17 protein-coding genes and 1 pseudogene are annotated in these 18,346 nt (G+C 70.8%); 4 read left to right on the top strand and 14 right to left on the bottom strand.

The window, feature by feature from the left end; translation table 11 throughout:
• The 10 genes from VM306_RS39125 to VM306_RS39080 all read right to left on the bottom strand — a co-directional run.
• A partial coding sequence (locus VM306_RS39125) for a VWA domain-containing protein (protein ID WP_325524207.1) occupies positions 1-2,717 on the bottom strand: 2,717 nt, incomplete at its 3' end.
• The gene (locus tag VM306_RS39120) at positions 2,714-3,649 is read right to left on the bottom strand and encodes a zinc ribbon domain-containing protein (protein WP_325524205.1); all 936 of its coding nucleotides are present in this window, start codon (positions 3,647-3,649) and stop codon (positions 2,714-2,716) included. The genes VM306_RS39125 and VM306_RS39120, both read right to left, overlap by 4 nt.
• On the bottom strand, positions 3,646-4,182 hold the full coding sequence (locus VM306_RS39115) for a phage tail protein (RefSeq protein ID WP_325524203.1): 537 nt from the start codon (positions 4,180-4,182) through the stop codon (positions 3,646-3,648). The genes VM306_RS39120 and VM306_RS39115 overlap by 4 nt, the downstream gene beginning before the upstream one ends.
• 1 nt (position 4,183) lies before the next feature.
• A complete protein-coding gene (locus VM306_RS39110; RefSeq protein WP_325524212.1) occupies positions 4,184-6,109 on the bottom strand; it encodes a putative baseplate assembly protein in 1,926 nt (641 codons plus the stop codon).
• Positions 6,109-6,510: a GPW/gp25 family protein gene (locus VM306_RS39105; RefSeq protein WP_325524201.1), complete on the bottom strand. Its 402-nt coding sequence runs from the start codon at positions 6,508-6,510 to the stop codon at positions 6,109-6,111. The genes VM306_RS39110 and VM306_RS39105 overlap by 1 nt, the downstream gene beginning before the upstream one ends.
• Positions 6,511-6,513: 3 nt before the next feature.
• Positions 6,514-6,798 (bottom strand): PAAR domain-containing protein, encoded by a 285-nt coding sequence (locus tag VM306_RS39100; protein ID WP_325524199.1) that lies wholly within the window; start codon positions 6,796-6,798, stop codon positions 6,514-6,516.
• Between the two features lie 11 nt (positions 6,799-6,809).
• Entirely contained in the window at positions 6,810-8,579 is a 1,770-nt protein-coding gene (locus VM306_RS39095; protein WP_325524197.1) for a VgrG-related protein, read from the bottom strand.
• Entirely contained in the window at positions 8,572-9,306 is a 735-nt protein-coding gene (locus VM306_RS39090) for a peptidase M23 (protein ID WP_325524195.1), read from the bottom strand. Before VM306_RS39090 ends, VM306_RS39095 begins: the two co-directional genes overlap by 8 nt.
• Positions 9,303-9,731, bottom strand: coding sequence for a phage tail protein (locus tag VM306_RS39085; RefSeq protein ID WP_325524192.1), 429 nt, complete (start codon positions 9,729-9,731; stop codon positions 9,303-9,305). The genes VM306_RS39090 and VM306_RS39085 overlap by 4 nt, the downstream gene beginning before the upstream one ends.
• Positions 9,732-9,740: 9 nt before the next feature.
• Entirely contained in the window at positions 9,741-10,223 is a 483-nt protein-coding gene (locus VM306_RS39080; protein WP_325524190.1) for a hypothetical protein, read from the bottom strand.
• Positions 10,224-10,635: 412 nt separating this feature from the next.
• Here VM306_RS39080 and VM306_RS39075 point away from each other — a divergent pair, with 412 nt between their 5' ends.
• Positions 10,636-10,980, top strand: a complete 345-nt coding sequence (locus VM306_RS39075) for a hypothetical protein (RefSeq protein WP_325524188.1) — start codon at positions 10,636-10,638, stop codon at positions 10,978-10,980.
• A 1,061-nt stretch (positions 10,981-12,041) separates the two neighbouring features.
• Here the strand turns inward: VM306_RS39075 and VM306_RS39070 are convergent.
• From VM306_RS39070 to VM306_RS39055, 4 genes and pseudogenes are all read right to left on the bottom strand, one after another.
• A pseudogene (locus VM306_RS39070) lies at positions 12,042-12,188 on the bottom strand (DUF6760 family protein); the annotation flags it as partial.
• Positions 12,185-12,553: a hypothetical protein gene (locus VM306_RS39065; protein WP_325524210.1), complete on the bottom strand. Its 369-nt coding sequence runs from the start codon at positions 12,551-12,553 to the stop codon at positions 12,185-12,187. The gene VM306_RS39065 and the pseudogene VM306_RS39070, both read right to left, overlap by 4 nt.
• 23 nt (positions 12,554-12,576) lie before the next feature.
• Complete coding sequence (locus tag VM306_RS39060; RefSeq protein WP_325524186.1) at positions 12,577-13,020, bottom strand: phage tail protein; 444 nt, start codon at positions 13,018-13,020, stop codon at positions 12,577-12,579.
• A 15-nt stretch (positions 13,021-13,035) separates the two neighbouring features.
• The gene (locus VM306_RS39055; RefSeq protein WP_325524184.1) at positions 13,036-14,550 is read right to left on the bottom strand and encodes a phage tail sheath family protein; all 1,515 of its coding nucleotides are present in this window, start codon (positions 14,548-14,550) and stop codon (positions 13,036-13,038) included.
• A 239-nt stretch (positions 14,551-14,789) separates the two neighbouring features.
• Between VM306_RS39055 and VM306_RS39050 the strand changes: the two genes are divergently transcribed.
• Genes VM306_RS39050 through VM306_RS39040 form a run of 3 tightly spaced genes read left to right on the top strand, consistent with a single transcriptional unit; the run spans position 14,790 to position 18,344 of the window.
• Complete coding sequence (locus tag VM306_RS39050; protein ID WP_325524182.1) at positions 14,790-16,148, top strand: DUF7594 domain-containing protein; 1,359 nt, start codon at positions 14,790-14,792, stop codon at positions 16,146-16,148.
• 37 nt (positions 16,149-16,185) lie between these two features.
• Entirely contained in the window at positions 16,186-17,391 is a 1,206-nt protein-coding gene (locus VM306_RS39045; RefSeq protein ID WP_325524180.1) for an MFS transporter, read from the top strand.
• On the top strand, positions 17,388-18,344 hold the full coding sequence (locus VM306_RS39040; RefSeq protein WP_325524178.1) for a hypothetical protein: 957 nt from the start codon (positions 17,388-17,390) through the stop codon (positions 18,342-18,344). The genes VM306_RS39045 and VM306_RS39040 overlap by 4 nt, the downstream gene beginning before the upstream one ends.
• Positions 18,345-18,346: the final 2 nt, after the last annotated feature.

Genomic DNA, 18,346 nt, shown 5'->3' with positions numbered 1-18,346 from the left:
CCGGGCGGGAAGTCCTTGCCCTGCACCGAGACCACGCCGCCGAGCGGTCCCGCAGGCTGGTCGACGGACAGCGTCGGCTGCTTGACGACGATCCGGGTGGTGGACACGTTGTCCTGCGAGTCCTCGTCCGGGCCGGTGGCGACCACGACGCCGGCCAGTTCGCGGTCGACGGCCCCGGTCGCCGGGATCCTGAGCTCGACCTCCGCGTCACCGTCGGGACCGAGCGTGCCGACCGGGCACTCCGGCACGCAGCCGAACGCCGACGCGATCACCCGGACGTCGGTGAGCGTCGAGCCGGAGCTGTTGAACAGCGCGAACTTCACGACCACGTCGTCACCGCCGACGAACGACGGCTGCGGGCTCGCGGACAGCTTGAGCGACAACGACCCGGTTCGTTCCAGGACCTTCACCGTGACACGCGAGGTGATCGCGCCGACCGCGGCCGTCACCACGTGCTCCCCCGCCGTGACACCGGTGGCCTCACCGCTCACGACCTTCCTTTCGCCCGGCGCGATCGGGCCGAGGTCGGTTCCCGCCGGTCCGCCGTCCAGCCCCGGCGGGAGGGTGACGGTGAGCACGGCCGGTGAGGGGGCGAACCCCGTGTTCGCGACGGTGACCTCGATCGTCGTCTCGCCGTTGAACGGGACCTCGGCGGGTGTGGCGGTGGTGCTCACGGTGAGTCGCGGAAGTCGTCGCACCGTCGGCTGAGCGGCATTGCCGGCGTAGAGCTGCGGGGCGCCGCCGCGGGCCGTCCACAGCTCCGGTGGCGACTCGGAGGCCGAGGCCGTGAAGACGATCCCGCTGCCGTCCGGCAGCCAGGCCGCGCTCCTCGGGCGGACCACGTCCTCGGTGCTCTGGACGAGCACGCGCACGCCGGAGCCGTCGGCGCCGACCTCGCAGATGTGACCGTCCTGCGTGACGGCGAGGCGCTTGCCGTCCGGCGACCAGGCCGGGTCCTCGTTGCGGCGGTTGCGGCACGGTTCGCCGAAGCGCGCGGACAGGTCGACCTGGCTCGTCCCGTCCGGTGTGACGAGCCAGATCCCGGGGCCGCCGGTGTCCGCCGCGGTGATCGTGACGACGGCGGTGTCGGTGCCGGTGGTGCCCAGCGCGTCCGTCGCCGTGCAGGTCACGGTGGTGACGCCGATCGGGAACCTCGTGCCGGACGGCGGCGTGCAGACCGGGGTGAGCGGACGGTTCCGGCTGTCCGCCGCGCTCGCCCGGTAGGTGATCGTCGCGCCGGTGCCGTCCTGGGCCCGCGCGGTCACGTCGTCGACGCGCACCAGGGGTGTCACGGCGTCGGCGACCTTGATCTCGACGTCCTGGACGTAGCCGGGGCGGGCCTGCTCCTCGTTGTTGAGCCGGAACTCGACGGTGCAGCGCAGGGTGCTGCCGGGAACGGCGTCCGGTGAGACCGTGACCCTCTCGGTGAACGTGGCGTCCTGACCGCTCGGGACGACCGACTCGGCCGGGGTGAGGGCGATGCCGAGTCCGTTGTCGCACCGCGGAACCGGGGTGACCTTGACGTCGAGGTCCTTGATGCCCGCGAGGATCGCGGTGCTGATCTCGTCCGGCTTGGTCTGGTCGTAGGTCTGCAGCGATCCGTTCGTGGCGGCGACGAACCGGTCGGCCTGCCCGAACTGGTTCAGCCCGCCGCTGTCGATGCCGACGAACCGGATGTTCTCGGCCCGCAACGCCGCGATGGCGTTCGGGACGGTGTCGGTCCCGCCGGGCATGAGCCCCTCCGCCGTGCCCTCGTCGCCGATGACCACGACGACGCGGCTGGAGTCGGGCCGGAAGTCGAACGCGCCCGTGGCGGTCTGGATCAGCGCGTGCGCCCACACCTCCGTGGAACCCGCGCCGGTGATGATGTTCACCTCGTTCTGCCAGTTGCCGACCTCCTTCGTGAGCGCGCGGTGGACGGTGAAGGTGCGGCCGGTGTTCTCCGGTCCGGCGTAGGACGCGATGCCGAACCGGGTCTCCGGCTGGAGGGTGCCGATGTCCTCGATGATGTCGTCCAGCGTCTTCTTGACGCCGGCGAGCTCCTCGCTCATCGAGCCGCTGATGTCGATGAGGACCACGACGTCCGGCTTCGGCGGGACGTGCGGCGTGTGGACGACCTGGCCGACGTCGAACGTGCTGGCGGCGCGCGCGGGGCGGTCGGTCTCCTGCTCGGTGATCTGGGGTGCCGGCACGGTGATCGTGCTGGACCGGCGCGTGATCGCGATGGTCCTGCCGTCCGGCGACCAGTCCGGCTGCGCGTCGTCGGCGACGAGGTGCTCCGGGACCGGGATCTCCCCTGTTCGCACACCGTCGGCGACCCGGTGGAGCCGCACGACGGAGTGGTGGCTCTCGCCGTCGGGGATCCAGGTGACGACCGCGATCGTCGTGCCGTCCGGTGACCACGCCGGTTGCGACTGCCTGAGGGGTTCGGCGTTGAGGCGCCTGGGGTTGCCGCCGTCGGCGTCGGCGATCATGACGTGGTCGTCGTCGACGTAGGCGAGCCTGGTGCCGTCGAACGAGAACGCCGGGTCGTACTGGTCGCGCGGGTCGTTCGTGAGGTTGGTGCGCGCGTTCCCGTTGCTGTCGGCCTTGAAGACGTCGTCGCCGCTGGTGAAGCCGATGTCGAACGGCTCGGGTGCCGGCGGTTGGGCGTGCGAGGCGGGAACCGGCATCGCGAGCAGTGCCACCAGCAGCAACGGAAGTGCGCGCACGATCATCTCACCTGCTTCTCGAACAGCTCGATCTCGCTGATCACCGTGTCGGTGCTCTCCGCGGACGGGTAGACGCCCGCGATGAGCACCTGGACCTGCTGGACGCCGTCGCCGTTCGCGACGGCGTGCTCCTGCTGGTCCGGCTGGTCGGTCAGCGTGATGTCGTGGGTCTTGCCGGTGTCGAACACCAGCGTGAGGCGCTGGGGCCGTTGGGAGCCCAGGTACTTCTTCGGGTCGCCGCTGTGGACGATCATCCGGCGCAGGTCCGTGACGTGGTCGAACCGGATCGTGAGCGCCGCGGTCCTCGGGTCGGTCGGGGCGGCCCAGAAGGTGCCCTTGTCGTTGTCCATCGCGAGGCCCGCCGGGTGGTCGGGACGTTCCTGCGCGGCCGAGATCGAGCTCTGCCGCACGGGCACCCAGTCCTCGACGAAGATGGAGGCGACCGTGTCCTTGGCCTCGACCACCCGCGCGTTCACGGTGGTGCGGAAGGGTTGCGAGAACGCGTACAGCGCGGCGAACACCAGCAGGACGACGGCCAGTGTCCAGCGGATCGCCCTGCCGACGCCCTGCCGCACTCTCCTGGCGCGGCGCGGACGGCTGCCGTGCTCCCTGATCTTCGGGCCCTTCGCCGGCAGCCACCGCTTCCACCAGGGCTGTTCCTGCTTCACCGCGTCCTGCAGCGAATGGCCGCAGACGTTGCAGAAACGCCGCGTGTCCGGGTTGCCGGAGCCGCACTGCCCGCAGATCAGGTCACCGGGCTGCGGCTGACGCCTCAGTGTCTGTTGTGGACGGTGCTGTGCCTGCTGCTGCTGGGTGGCGTCCGGCCGCACCGCCCCGGTCTGGACCTGCGCACCGGTCCACTCGAGGAAGTCGCCGCAGTTGCCGCAGAACTCGGCGTTCCGGGCGTTGTGCTCCCCGCAGCTCTGACAGACGATCATGTGGTCACCTCGATGGTCGTGGCGACGTGGGCGGGCACCATCCGGCGCACCGCCGCGGTGATCCGGGCCCTGTCCACGGCGTCCGGGTCCTCCACCCGGATCCGGACCAGCACGTGGCCCGGCGAGCTGCCCGGCATGGACCCCCGCGCGCTGGAGGAGGTGGCCGTGCCGCCGCTGTCCACGACGTCGACCCGGCCACCGGTGAGGAGCAGGACGTGCTCCGCGATGCCCTTCTTCGTGCCGCGGAACCGGTGCAGGTGCACGGCACGGGCGACGAGCTCGCGGCGTTGGGCGGTGGACCAGCTCTCGTCGAGGTCGAGCGCCACCCAGCCCGCCAGCCAGTCGGTGAAGTCCGCCGGGGCGAGGCGGGGGTCGAGGTAGGCGGTGAAGCAGTCGAGGACGGTGAAGACCGGCGCCAGCACCTCGTCGAGGGCCTGGGTGAAGCGCTGGGTGAAGTCGTCGTCGGTGTAGACGGCGGGCATGCGCTCGCCCAGGGGGTGCGGGGAGACGAGGTCGTCGACGGCGCTGCGCATCTCAGCTCCTCACCACCCGCACCTGGTGCCCGAACGAGAAGGCCAGCCCGTTCGGCGGCAGGTCCACCCGCTGCACCGACTGCCCGCGCTCCCCCGTCACCAGGTTCGCCGCGAACAGCTTCACGTCCTCCACCAGCTCCACTCCCGCGATCCGTTGCAGCACCGCGTACACCTCGCCCGAGTGCACCGGCCGGCCGAACGGCCACCCGCCGCCCTCCGCACCGCCGCGGATCGGGTCGAGGTAGTCGCTCAGCGCGTCCATCGCCCGTGCGCGCACCGCTTCCGACGGCGTGCCGGTGCGCGCCTTCAGGTCCGCCACCACCGTGACTCCCTGGTAGAACGGCGGTTCGACGCTCACCCGCGCCCCGACGCACCTGCGTGCGTCGAGGTGGCGCGCGATCCGTTCGAGGGTCTCCTGGTCGACCTGGAAGGCCGCGAAGTTCGGTTCCTCGTGCGCCGGAACGGCCGGGACGACCAGCACGCGCACGCCGTCGTCGTCCGGCGCGCACCGCACGCGTGCCACCTCGGGCGCGGCCTCCCGCGCGAGGATCTCGTAGTCCTCCGCCGTCACGGCGCGGTCGCGGGTCCGCAGCGACATCGGGCCGCGCAGGGCCGCGTCCTCGACCGACTCGCCCGCGACGCCACCCCGGCCAGGCTTGCGGTTCGTCACGTCGCTGACGAACGGCACCGGGTCCCGTTGCACCGTCACGAGGTTGCGGGCGACGTTGCCCCTGGTGCCCCCGCCCGTGCGGTACTCGGGCACGCGGATGGCCGCCGACTTCGCCGGTACAGCGCCGTAGTGGCGAAGGGTTCCGTCCTGTTGACGGACCGCCGGGCCGAAGAGGATCTGGCCCTCGGTGTTGTCCACCAGGAAGTGCCGGTCGCCGGGGCCCGACTCGACGAAGGCGGGCACCTCGGTCCAGGTGTCCCAGCCGTCGGTGGTCGCGACCTCCACGGTCAGGGGCGCTCCGGCGACGACCGGGGTGCGGGCCAGCGGGAAGCGTTGACCCGCGACGCCTTCCGAGACGCCGACGGTCTCGCCCCTGACCACGTCGGCGTGCACGGCCTCGGTGGTGCCGCCGATCGTGGCCGCGGTGACGTCGCGGATGCGCGGCGAGCGCTGGTAGAACGGCTGGCCCTGCCACAGTTCCGCCGCGCGGCACCGCAGCCAGCCCGCGCGTTGCCTGACCAGCACGGACGTGGTGTGGCCCCGCGGGACGTGCACGACGACGTCGCCCGCGGAGTTGAAGCCGCCGTTGGTGAAGCTGTCGACCTCGCAGGCCGTCCAGCCCTCGTCCGTCCACGCCTCCCACGCCCACGGCGGGTCGGCGGGGTTGATGCCGGAGCCCATCGGGTCGCAGTCGAAGCGGAACAGCACCGCGCAACCGGGCACCGCGCCGGACAGGCCGAACAGCACGGCGTCGCCCGGTTCCGGCTGCTCGCCGAACGCGGACGGCTCCTTCAGCGCCCTGAGGTCGTCGGTGCGGTCCACCGGCTGGCCGGTCGACGTCGCCGTGGCCAGGCGGGAGAGCTCGCAGGGCACGATCGACAACGTGCGGTCGACCGTGAAGACGACGGGGTCCTCGACGCCCTTGCGCTGGGTCGCGACCTGGTTGCCCCGCGGCACCTCGACGGGAGCCGGTTGCGGGGCGGAGAGCCAGTAGGTGACGTCCACGCGTGCGGCGGTCGGGGCGAACAGCTCCACGCCGATCAGGTCGAGGAACTTGAGGTAGTGCAGCCTCGGCACGCGGTTGAGCCTGTACATCAGCTCGTCGACCATGTGCGCGAACGCCTCGATCAGCGTGACGCCGGGGTCGGAGACGTTGTGGTCCGTCCACTCGGGACAGCGCTGCTGGACGCGGCGCTTGGCCTCGTCGACGAGCTGCTGGAAGTGCCGGTCGTCCAGGTTCGGCAGGGGAAGCGGCATCACGCACCGTCCTCGTGCGGCGGTATGACGTAGAACGGGAAGACGAGGTTGCGCGGGTCGTTCGTGTTGCGCGGGGTGTAGCGGATGTCGATCAGCAACGTGCCGTTCGCGACCTCGGCGAAGTCGACGACCACGTCGGTGAGGTCGACGCGCGGTTCCCACCGCTCCAGCGACTGCCGCACCTCGTAGGCGATCTGCCCCGCTGTCGTGGAGTCGGCGGGCGCGAACACCAGGTCGTGGATCGCGCAGCCGAACTCGGGCCGCATCGGGCGTTCCCCCGGCGCGGTCGCGAGGATCAGCCGGATGCTCTCGACGATCTCGCGGTCGCCGTCGACGAGCGCCACCGACCCCGTCGCGTCGGTGCGGACCGGGAAGCTGATTCCCCTGCCGATGAAGTCCACCGGTCACCCTCCTATCAGGACGGTCAGAGCGCCGGGCGGCAGGATCGGCGCGCCGCAGCCGCTCATGTCGCCGACGCGTGCCGCGGGCTTGCCGCCGATCAGCACGGTCGGGCAGCCCGGCGGGACGATCGGCGTCGGCGGGTGCACGGCGGGTGGCGGGAACGAGCACGTGTGCAGGTCCCCGACGGTTGCGGCCGGCTTGCCGCCGATGAGCACGGTGAGCACGCCGGGTCCCGTGATGACACCGGGATGCGCTGTCAGGTCGCCGATTCTGGCCGCGGGTGGCATCGCGTTCCCCCTCAGTTGATCTTCACGATGGCGCCCCTGACGGTGAGGGGGCCGCCGGCCGTGACCTCCGTCTGCGCCTGACCGGCGATCTTGACCTGGGCACCCTCCGCCGTGAGCTCGGTCTGCGCCTTCACGGACACCTTCTGGCCCTTGAGCTCCAGCGGACCCGTGCCCGCGTCGACGGTGATGCCGTTGCGCGCCTTGACCGTGATGGTCCTGCCGCTGGTGATCTCGACGCTCTGCGCCTTCTGGTCGAGCTTGACGACGAACTTCCCGTCACCGCTGGAGATCAGGATCCCGTCGTCCTCGACGAACTCGACCCGGTGCCCCTTGCGGCTCACGAACCCACGTGCCGCGATCTCGCCGTTGGCGCCGTCGACCGCCGGTTTGCCGAGCTTCGGCGGTTTGTCCTTGCCGTTGTGGAGGCCGCCGAGCACATAGGGGGCGTCGAAGTCGCCGTGCTCGAACCCGACCAGCACCTCGTCGCCGACCTCGGGCAGGACCACCGCGCCGCGGTTCGCACCGGCGCCCTGCTGGACGGTGCGGGCCCAGACGCTGGTGAGATCTCCCGACAGCCAGGGGAACCTGACCTGGACGCGGCCGATCTGCAACGGGTCCTTGGCGTTCGTGACGATGGCGGGCACGAGTCCGTTGAGCGGCTTGTCCTTCGTGCTGTGCACGAGCCCGTAGAGCGAGCGCTCCTGCCTGCCGGAGACGGTGAACTCCGTGGTGTAGCCGGTGTGTTCTGCGAACAGGTGGCGTGTGCTGGTGAGCGTGTACTTGCCCTGGAACGGCTCACCGACGTTGGCCAGCGCCACCGCTGTGCCCGCCTTGAGCTCCGGGTTCCCCTTCGCCACGCCGGTGAGCTCGGCGCAGGAGCCGCCGAGCTGCGCCGCGAGCGCCTCCGCCGCGGTCTTGGCCTCCGCGTGCGTCCGGTAGGACAGGCCGGCTTCGAGGTGGGGCGGTGCCTTGAACGTGTTCGCCAGCTCGACGGGATCGGCCTGGGCGACCTCGACTCCGGCGGTGTGGGGGACGGCTGTGGCGACGACCTCCTGCTTGTTCTCGAAGTCCCAGCCCCTGACCTGCACCTCCGGCACCTGACCCGCGGTCGTGATGCCCGCCCTGAGCGCGACGAGCGTGCTGTGCAGCTCGAGGACGAGCGGGTTCGACCTGGCCTTGGCGCCCTGCTGCGGCGCCTTCGCGGGTGGTTCGGGCAGCTTGAAGTCGAGCTTGCCGTCCCTCACCGCGATCTGCGCGCCGACGGTCCGCGCGAGGCGGCTCAGGAACTCCCAGTCGCTGACGTTGTCCTGGCTGAGCTGCGTGTCGGGCCTGCCGCCGAAGCCGGGGACGGTGTCGATCGCCCCCGGCTTGATGCCCGCGCGCTCGGCGACCTTGCGGACGACGTCGGCGACCGTCATGTTCGGGTAGACGGCGACCCGCCTGCCGCGGAACAGCCTGTGCGCCTCGTCGTACCCCCGGACCTCGGTGAACGTCCCCTGCCCGTCCAGCTCGACGCCGACCGCCGTGATCTCCCCGCTCATCAACGGCCTCGGCCCGCCGGGGTCGGCGGTCTGCACCTTGAGCGCGGCCTTCGCGCCGATCGTGAAGCCGGCCTTGGCGAGCACGACGTGGCCGGGGTCGCGGAACCGCAGCACGAACATGTCCGGCAGGTTGCGGCTGTCGTCGACGTAGGCGTAGGTGAGCAGCAGCTTGACGTCCGCGGGCAACGGCTTTCCCCCGACCTCGACGACGAGGTTGTTGGCGAAGCTCTCGTTAGCCATGCTGGATCTCCTCCAACGCCGGGACGAGGACGGTCGTGCCGAGCCGGAGCCGCATCGGGTCGTCGATGTCGTTGGCCGCGGCGATGTGCCGCCACAGCTCCGGGTTGCCGTAGGCCTTGTACGCCAGGCTTTGCAGGCTGTCGCCCGCCGTGAGCGTGTGCGCGTCCCGTGCGGCCAGCGCGCCACTGGTCGGGTTCTGGCCGCCGGGCTCGCCGCTGACCTCTTCGAGGTTGACCGTGCAGAGGGCCCTGACCGGCATGCCGCCGGGCGTGAAGAGCGTGTACTTGGCCGTGACGCTGGAGACGTAGCTCGGGAACCCCGTGGTGGTGCCCCACTTGAAGATGACCCACGGCGGGCTGCCCTTGCCGTTCTGGCGGGAGTCCTTCGTGGGCACCGTGAGGGTGAAGAGCTGCTCGACCTTCTTGATGGTCGCGTCGCCCATGGTGTCGGTGGAGTCGAGGAAGATCTCCAGCGTGAGCTTGGCGGGTTCGGCCCCCTTGAACTCCGGCACGCCCGCCTTGGCCGCGTTGGGCTGGGCCTGCCGCTGCCACTGGGCGTTCTTGGCGAGCGTCAGCTCCTTGGGGTTGAACTGGAACTTGATCTCGTCGATCTGCGGGCCCGGCTTCTGCAACCCGCCCGGCTTCGGCGGCTCGTGCACCGTGAGGGTGGCGTGCTCCATCTTCTTGGACGTGGTCGCCGACCCGGCGCTCGTGAACGTGACGGTCATCGCGCGTCCAGGAACCCGTGGTGCGCCAGCTCGAGCGTCTCGGTGGCGACCTTGGTCTGCTCGGCGCTGAGCTGCGGCCCCGTCCACCGCACCGGGACCACCTCCGACAGCGACCAGCTGGCGATGGTCCTCCCCTCGAGCGTCCTGGCCTCGATGACCGCGGTCCTGCGCTTGACCCCCGCCGCCATCCCGGCGATCCAGCTGGTGATCTTCTGGCTGTCGCTGGTGACCGGCCTGCTGAGCTTCACGTTGGGGTACTTGATGCGCGTGGGCAGCTGCCACACCATCCCGTTGTTGCCGCCCTCTTCGCGCTGCTCGATGACGAACTCGCACCCGAGCCCCTCGCAGCTGTTGAAGGACCCGAGGTCGTCCTTGTCCACCGACACGCTGAAGCAGACGGCGACGGCTTCCTCTGGTGCGGTCATGGCATGTCCTCACAGGTCGGTGAGCGCCCCACGACGCTCGCGGTCGAGCCACAGATCGGCCTTGAGCCGGCGCAGCAAGGGGTCGTACAGCTTCCGGAGCAACTCGTCGGCACTCTGCGCCGGCGCCGGACCCGCGGGCGCTTCGGCGTTCTGGACCACCGGTGCCGCTTCGACCCGTTGCACGACTTCCTGCCGCACCACCGGGTCCGGTGCGCGTTCGGGCTGGGCGGGCTCGGCGGTGCGGGCGACGACGGGCAGTTGTCGGGGAGGTGGCTGTTGTTGGAGGGTCTGTAGTTGCTGGACGGCTGGCGGTTGCTCGGGGACCGGCAGCGTGCGGGGTGCGGGGGCCCGTTGGGCCGCGGGTTCGACCGTCTTCGCGCTGGGTGCCGCGGAGAGGATCGGCGGTGCGGACCCGATCAGGCGCTGGGCGACGGGCTCGGCGAAGTCCGCCTTGGTGAACGCCGGCCCAGGCGCCTCGGCGGGCTGTCGCACAGCGGGTTGATCCCCGCCGACATCCAGAACCGCGAGCCGCTGGGGGGATCCCGGGATCGGCGCCGCGCTCGGCCGGGCACCCTGAGGTGGCTGGAGGGGACCAGGTTCGGAGGCTTGCCGCACGACGGGCTCGACGGCCCCGGTCAGCGGAGCGTTCGCCTCTTCGATCGCCGGTATGCCTGGGACTGTCGGCGAAGCCGCCGACGGTTTGCTGGACTCCACCTCCCTCTGCACGACGACCGGCGCGGATCCAGTCAACGGAGCCGTCGGCGGGACAGCGGGCTGTGCATGCCGCTGCACGACAGCCGCAGTAGATCCGGTCGGCGGAACAGCAGGCTGTGCATGCCGCTGCACCACGGGTCCGACAGGGGCCGCAGACGCAGTCGTCGCAGCCGCGACGCCGGGTTCAGCCGTGCGCTGCAGCACGGGCGAGATCGGCTCGCCGAGCCCAAGCCTCCGAGGCCTCGGCGCGGGCCCGGGTGAGTCACCGGACACCGACCGTTGCACCGCCATCGGCGACGGCGGTGGTGCCGGAGGAGGTGGATCCCCCGGCACCGTCGCCCCGCCCACGAGCGGGGCCTCCGACCACAGGTCCACCGGCTCCGGCGAGGGTGCGTCCGGCGCCACCGGGTCAGGCGCGGCGACTTCTGACGTCGCCGGTTCGGGTGCCACCGTGTTCGGCATCGTCGGGACGGGCGTCGCCGGGCTGGGCAGCACCGGTCGAGGCACCACCGGACTGGGGGCGGCCACTTTCTGAACCACCGAGCTGGGCGCCGCCGGGTTGGGCACCACTCGGTTCGGCACGGCTGCTTTCTGAACCACCGGGCCGGGCGACACCGGTTCAGACGCCACCCGGCCCGGCGCGGCCGCTTTCTCGACCTCCGGATCGGGCGCGACCCGGCTCGGCACGGCGACGTCAGGCTCAACCGGCTCCGACGCCATTCTCTGCAGAAGTACAGGGCCCGGCGGAACCGCCTCCGCGGCGGGATCGGACGAGACCGCCTCTGGAACCCCCGGTTCCGGTGCCACAGCGGCAGTTACCGGGTCGGGCGGCGTAGTGGTGACCGCTGGGGTGGGCACCACCGCGGCGGCTACCGAGTCCGACACCATCCTCTGCAGAAGCACGGGGTGCGGCGAAACCACCTGTGGAACCACCGGGTCCGGCGCCTCAGCAGCAACCACCGGGTCCGGCGGCGCAGCGGCAGCCACTGGGGCCGACACAGCGGCGTCGGCCACCGGGTCCGGCGGCGCGACCGCAGCCACCGCGTCCGGCATCGCAGCAGCAACCACCGGGGCCGACACAGCGACGTCGGCCACCGCGTCCGGCGGCGCGACCGCGGCAACCGGGTCCGGCGCCCCAGCAACAACCACCGGGTCCGGCGACGAGACCGCGGCTACCGGGTCCGGTGCGGTAGAAGCCGGCCGGACGACCTCCGCCCCACCCCGGGAAGCCTCGACGGCGCGCGACAGCACGATCCGCCCAGGAGCCACGGCCCGCGACACCACCGGGCCGCCCGGAGGAGCGGAAGGTGCCGCCAGGTCCGAGATCGAGCCAGAAGGCTCGGACGGCCCCACCGCGTGGGCCAGCGGGGCCAGGAACGACGGGTTCTGCCACGAGGCGAGCCGCGACGAGAAGCCCGACACCGGGTTGGTCAGCGGGTGCGGTGCGACGAGGCGTTGCAGGGGCGGCAAGGACCGCCAGTCGGCCCGCACCACGGGAAGCGGAGCGGAACGCCGTCGAAAGGGCCACAAAGCAACTCACCTCCCCGAACCGAGACCAGAACCGAACCCAGACCTGGAACCAGAACCGGACGACGCCGAGATCCGCGTGTTGATCCGGCCGATCTCCTCCACGTACCGCGACCGCTCCCCGTGTTCCAGGTCCAGGATCGAGTCGAGCGACCAGTGGAAGTGGTAGGCGACGTACGCGACCTCCGAGTACAGCCGGTCCGGCGCGTACGTCACGATTCCCCCAGGCGCCCGCCCGCGATGTCGACCTCGAACCCGTGCCCGCACGAAGGGCATGCGACGGGTGAACGCGTGTGGCCCTCGCTGTTGATGCGGCGGTACATGTCCTGCAGGAAAGCGAGGTCCGACGCGAACAGGTTCTCGATGATGCCCGCGTGCACGTCGGTCACCGAGCCGATGCTCACCACCACGCGACCCAGCAGCACGACGGTCAGGTAGGCGGCGTTCTCGCGGACCCTGTCGTCCCGCAACGGGATCAGCTCGTCGCGGGCCGTCGCGAGCCTCATCACCCCCGAGCGGTGCAGGACGCCGGAGTCGTCGACGTAGCCTCGTGGGAGCTCGAACGCGAACTCGGTGCGCATCTCCGGAGCCGCAGCGGTGCGCCTCACTCGACGTCCATCTCCTCGTAGGTGACCGTGAGCTTCTCGGTCAGCACGGAGGTGTCGCCGGCCTTGAGGGTGCCGATCTCCAGCGCCTTGGGCCAGGCGCGCAGGATCTTGTAGCGCTTGATGGCCACGCCCTCGTAGTCGTAGACGACGACCACGCCGTTCTTGCGGGCGGCGCCCATCTTGCCGAAGCGGGAGTCCTTCACCCACTTCTCGAACGAGTTGTCGGCGGTCAGGCCGCGGGTGAAGACGACCTCGCCCGCCTTCATGCGGCCGGGCAGCTTCTTCACGACGTACTTGCCGTCGGCCATGTTCTGCTTGAGCTCGATGACGTCCTGCTCCATCTTCAGGCCGGTCACCTCGGAGATCTGCTTGATCGTGATGCCGTCGACCTCCAGGCCGAACGAGTGGCCTACCGACGTGTCCAGATCGGGGAGTGCCATGTCGACGAACCGCCTTTACTCGTTGACCAGACTGGTGCCGCCCTGCATCTGGGCGAGCCGGAAGATGACGAACTCCGCGGGCTTCACCGGCGCCACGCCGATCTCGCACACGACCTGGCCGAGGTCGATGGCCTCCGCCGGGTTGGTCTCGCGGTCGCACTTGACGTAGAACGCCTCGTCGGGCGTCAGCCCGAACAGGGCGCCCTTTCGCCACTCCATCACCAGGAACGCGGCGATGGTGCGTCGGATGCGGGCCCACAGGGCGTCGTCGTTCGGTTCGAAGACGACCCACTGCGTTCCGTCCAGAATGGACTCTTCGAGGTAGTTGAAGAGCCGCCGGACGTTCAGGTAGCGCCACGCCGGGTCGGAGGACAGCGTCCGCGCTCCCCACACGCGGATGCCCCTGCCGGTGAACGAACGGATGCAGTTGACGCCGATCGGGTTCAGCAGCTCCTGCTCGGCCTTGGTCAGCTGCGTCTGCAACGCCACGGCTCCGCGCACGGTCTCGTTCGCGGGGGCCTTGTGCACGCCGCGGGCGGCGTCGGTGCGCGCCCAGACACCGGCCATGTGGCCCGACGGCGGCACGAAGATGTTGTCCGAAGTGGACGGGTCGTAGACCTTGATCCACGGGTAGTACAGGGTCGCGTACTTCGAGTCGTAGCCCGCCTCGGCCTGCTTCCAGTTCCTCACCTGGCCCGGCGACAGGTCCGGCGGCGGGTCGAGGATCGCCATGCGGTCGCCCATGAGCTCGCAGTGCGCGATCATCGCCGCCTGCACGGTCTTCACGGCCTCCAGCGTGATCAGGCCGCGCTGGTAGGAGCTCATCAGGTCGGGCACCGACACCATGGTGACCTCGTCCACGGCCTCCAGGCCGCCGAAGCCCGTGCGGTCGGCGACGTCGCCGACGTAGTCGTCGGCGACGACCTTGCGCGGCACGGGCGGCGAGGCGGGAGCCTCGCGCAACGCCACCGAGGTCTTGTCCGGCTTGGCGAGCGACGCGCCCGCGACCTCCGCGATCGTGATCAGCTTCGACGCCGTGTTCACGACGGTGACGACGTTCTCCTTGCCGCGCTTGGAGGTCACCTGGTGCGTCTCGACGACCTTGCCGTTGTCCTTGACCAGCAACGAGAAGCGGTCCTCCGTCGGGTTCTCCCCCGCGGCGTCGCCGACCTCGACGGCCAGGCTCCCGGCGCCCAGCTCGCGCGCGGAGACGCGGTAGCCGCCCAGCACGGCCGTCGGACCGGCGGGCAGGGCCTGCGTGGAACGCTCGCCGCCGACGCGCACGACGTAGCAGTTGGTGCCGCCGTTGAGGAAGTAGCCGTAGACGGCCAGAGGCAGGTAGCAGCCCTCGGCGAAGTCGCCGAACTTCTCGGTGTACTGCGACCAGTTCGACACGAGGACCGGGGTGTTGTAGTCGCCCTTGGCCGCGAAGCCGACGAACGCGGCGACGGAGGTGCCGACGCCCTCGATCGGGCGGGCACCTGCCTCCACCTCCTCGACGTACACGCCCGGCGAGAGATAGGTGGGCATCGACGGCCTCCCAAGTCGTGCGGAATGCTGTGGGACCCATGCTGCGACGATCACGGGGAACCCGACACGACCCCGCGACGGTGCTGGAGGGAGCCGGAGGCTGCCCGAAAGGGCAGTCACCCCGGAGAGGGGTTTTCCGACCGTTCACCCAACTGCCGCCGAACGATCATTGGTGACCGAACCACCGCGCCCCTACTCTCGCCGACGGCCCATGTCCGCCCACCACAACAAGGACAGGCATGTCACGTCGCAGGGCTCCCCTGGCCGTGCTCTCCACGGTCATCGTCACGGCGGCCACGCTCACCGCCTCCACGGCTGCTCACGCGGCCACGACCACGTTCACCCCCACCGCCGACACCTACGTCGACAACTCCGCCACCGGCACGAACTTCGGCACCTCCGGGCAGCTGGGCACCGACGGCTCACCGGTCAAGCGGACGTTCCTCAAGTTCACCGTCTCGGGGATCAGCGGCTCGGTCAGCAACGCCAAGCTGCGCCTCCACACCGACGACGTGTCCGGCTCGGAAAGCCCGAACGGGGGCACGTTCCGGTCCACGTCCGACGTCAGCTGGACCGAGACCGGCGTCACCTGGAACAACCAGCCCGCGGCCGACGGCGCGACGCTCGGCTCGCTCGGGTCGGTCGCGCGCAACGCCTGGTACGAGGTCGACGTCACCGGCTCCGTCACGGGCAACGGCACCTACAGCATCGCGATCACGTCCAGCAGCACGGACGGCGCCGACTACGACTCCCGCGAGTCCGGCACGACCGCGCCGCAGCTCGTGGTCACCGACGGCACGACGCAGCCGCCCAGCGACCCGGTGTGGGTCGGCGCGGGCGACATCGCCGACTCCGGTTCCGGTGACACCGCCACGGCCGCGCTGCTGGACAACATCCAGGGCACGGTCTGGACGACGGGCGACAACGTCTACCCGGACGGCACCGCCTCGCAGTTCTCCACCTACTACGAGCCCACCTGGGGCCGGCACAAGGCGCGCACCAGGCCCTCCCCCGGCAACCACGACTACAACACCAGCGGCGCCACGCCGTACTACAACTACTTCGGCGCGCAGGCCGGGCCGTCGGGGCGCGGGTACTACTCCTACGACATCGGCGACTGGCACGTCGTGTCGCTGAACTCCAACATCAGCATGGCGGCGGGCGGCGCTCAGGAGCAGTGGCTGCGGCAGGACCTGGCGGCGAGCACGAAGACGTGCACCGCGGCGTACTGGCACCACCCGCTGTTCACCAGCGGCGCCAACCACGCGCCCTCGACGGCCACCAGGCCGTTGTTCCAGGCGCTGTACGACTACAACGCGGACGTGGTCGTCACCGGCCACAACCACCAGTACGAGCGGTTCGCCCCGCAGAACCCCAACGGCGGGCTGGACACCGCGCGCGGCATCCGGTCGTTCGTCGCGGGCATGGGCGGCGCGGGGGCCTACGGCTTCGGCACGATCAAGCCGAACAGCGAGGCGCGCAACACCGGCACCCGCGGCGTGCTGAAGCTGACGCTGCACAGCGGCAGCTTCGACTGGCAGTTCGTCCCCGAGGCGGGCAAGACCTACACCGACAGCGGCACCACCAGCTGCCACTGACGTTCCTGCCACGCCACGACCGGGCTGGAGGCCGACGTTGTACCTGTCCACGATCGACAAACCCAGGACGGCGAACTGGAAGGGGCTGAGCGGCAACGTCTTCGCGCTCGGCACGGTCAGCCTGATCACCGACGTCTCGTCGGAGATGGTGGCCGCGGTCCTGCCGCTGTACCTGGTCATCGGCCTCCAGCTCAGCCCGGCCGCGTACGGGCTGATCGACGGCGTCTACACCGGCGCCACGACCCTGCTCAGACTCGCGGGCGGCTACCTCGCCGACCGGACCGACAAGCGCAAGGCGGTGGCGGGCCTCGGTTACGGCATCTCGGCCGTGGCCAAGCTCGGGCTGCTGGCCGCGGGCAACTCCCTGACCGCGCTCGGATTCGTGATCACGGCGGACCGCGCGGGCAAGGGTCTGCGCACGGCACCGCGCGACGCACTGATCACCCTCTCCACGCCCAGCGATGACCTGGGCAGGGCGTTCGGCGTGCACCGGGCGATGGACGGCATCGGCGCGTTCGCCGGGCCGTTGGTCGCGATGGCCGTTCTCGCGGCCTCGGCGCAGTCGTTCGACGCGGTGTTCGTCACCAGCTCCTGCATCGCCGCGTTCGGCGTGCTGGTCCTGGTCCTGTACGTCAAGGACCGGCCAGAACCGCTGGAGCGCAGGGAATCCCTGAAGCTCGCGCTGCTGAAGCGCCCGGCCGTCCGCAAGATCGTGCTGGCCGCGTCGCTGCTCGGCCTGGTCACGATCGGCGACGGGTTCGTGTACCTGTTGCTGCAGAAGCGCGAAGGGCTGTCGTTCGGCTGGTTCCCGCTGCTCGCCGTCGGCACGAGCCTGGTCTACCTGCTGCTCGCCGCACCGCTGGGTGCCCTCGCCGACCGGGTGGGCCGGCTGAAGGTCATGCTGTGCGGCTACGGCGCGTTGACGCTGGTCTACCTGCTGCTCTTCGGACCACTGGGCGGCTGGCCGCTCCTCGTGCTGGTGGTGCTGCTGTACGGCGTCTTCTACGCGTGCACGGACGGCGTGCTGATGGCGCTCGCGGGCCCGGTGCTGCCGGAACGCCTGCGCACCACCGGCATCGCGCTGATCCAGAGCGGGCAGGCGCTCGCCTACCTCGGCTCGTCCGTGCTGTTCGGCCTGGCCTGGCAGTTCTGGAGTCCCGAGGCCGCCACCAGGACCGCCGCCGTCGCGGTCGTTCTCGCCCTGGTCACCACCGCCGCACTGCTGGGACGGAAAACCCGATGAACAACCGCCTGCTCATCACCCTGACCGCGGCCGTTCTGCTCGGAGGCGTCGCTGTCGGCTACACCGCTCTCTCCGGCGCCACACCGGACAACGCCGCGCAGTCGGTCGCGGCCGGGGCCGGGCCGCGGTTGATGGTCCTGAGCAACGGCAGGCTCTCCACGGTGTCCCGCACCGACCCGGCCGGATCGCGCGAGGTGACCGAACAGCGTTGCGACCGCGCGTACTCCGCCGCGGGCACGATCTCCTGCCTGCGGCCGGTGGGGGCGTTGAAGGCCGGCGAACTGGCCGTGCTGAACAGTGAACTCAAAGAACTGCGCACCGTCCCGTTGACCGGCTTCCCGAACCGCACGCGGGTGTCGGCGAGCGGCCGGATGGTGGCGTGGACCCTGTTCGTCGACGGGCACTCCTACGCGGCCAACGGGTTCTCCACGAGCACGGGCATCCTCGACACGAAGACCGGCGCGCTGGTCACGACGCTGGAGGAGTTCACCGTCGAGGGCATGCCGCAGAGGCCCGCCGACACGAACTACTGGGGCGTCACGTTCACCGCCGACGACAACCGCTTCTACGCCACCATGTCCGCCGGCGGCCACCGCTACCTGCTCGAGGGCGACTTCGCGGCCCGCGAGATCCACCCGCTGACGGACCTGGACGACGTCGAGTGCCCGTCGCTGTCCCCTGACGGCACCCGAATCGCCTACAAGAAGGCGGTAGGCGGCGACCCGCAGAAGGGCTGGCGCGTCTCCGTGCTCGACCTGGCCACGCGCGAGATCACCGAGCTGGCCGAGACCCGCAGCGTCGACGATCAGCCCGCCTGGGTCGACGACAGGACCGTCGCGTACGGCATCCAGCGCGACGACGGCCTCAACGACGTGTGGTCCGTTCCCGCCGACGGCACCGGCGCCCCCGCGGTCCTGGTTCCCGAGGCGAGCTCTCCGGCGCCGGTCAGCTGAGG

The sequence above is a fragment of the Lentzea sp. genome, assembly GCF_035525475.1.
Classification (GTDB): Bacteria; Actinomycetota; Actinomycetes; order Mycobacteriales; family Pseudonocardiaceae; genus Lentzea.
This window is presented reverse-complemented; position numbering and strand designations above follow the sequence as displayed.

Excerpts from the sequence above, each read along its gene's own strand:
- VM306_RS39055 (WP_325524184.1), bottom strand. The coding sequence starts at position 14,550 with ATGCCCACCTATCTCTCGCCGGGCGTGTACGTCGAGGAGGTGGAGGCA.
- VM306_RS39115 (WP_325524203.1), bottom strand. The coding sequence starts at position 4,182 with ATGCGCAGCGCCGTCGACGACCTCGTCTCCCCGCACCCCCTGGGCGAG.
- VM306_RS39120 (WP_325524205.1), bottom strand. The coding sequence starts at position 3,649 with ATGATCGTCTGTCAGAGCTGCGGGGAGCACAACGCCCGGAACGCCGAG.
- VM306_RS39065 (WP_325524210.1), bottom strand. The coding sequence starts at position 12,553 with ATGCGCACCGAGTTCGCGTTCGAGCTCCCACGAGGCTACGTCGACGAC.
- VM306_RS39100 (WP_325524199.1), bottom strand. The coding sequence starts at position 6,798 with ATGCCACCCGCGGCCAGAATCGGCGACCTGACAGCGCATCCCGGTGTC.
- VM306_RS39050 (WP_325524182.1), top strand. The coding sequence starts at position 14,790 with ATGTCACGTCGCAGGGCTCCCCTGGCCGTGCTCTCCACGGTCATCGTC.
- VM306_RS39090 (WP_325524195.1), bottom strand. The coding sequence starts at position 9,306 with ATGACCGTCACGTTCACGAGCGCCGGGTCGGCGACCACGTCCAAGAAG.
- VM306_RS39095 (WP_325524197.1), bottom strand. The coding sequence starts at position 8,579 with ATGGCTAACGAGAGCTTCGCCAACAACCTCGTCGTCGAGGTCGGGGGA.
- VM306_RS39060 (WP_325524186.1), bottom strand. The coding sequence starts at position 13,020 with ATGGCACTCCCCGATCTGGACACGTCGGTAGGCCACTCGTTCGGCCTG.
- VM306_RS39110 (WP_325524212.1), bottom strand. The coding sequence starts at position 6,109 with ATGCCGCTTCCCCTGCCGAACCTGGACGACCGGCACTTCCAGCAGCTC.
- VM306_RS39040 (WP_325524178.1), top strand. The coding sequence starts at position 17,388 with ATGAACAACCGCCTGCTCATCACCCTGACCGCGGCCGTTCTGCTCGGA.
- VM306_RS39085 (WP_325524192.1), bottom strand. The coding sequence starts at position 9,731 with ATGACCGCACCAGAGGAAGCCGTCGCCGTCTGCTTCAGCGTGTCGGTG.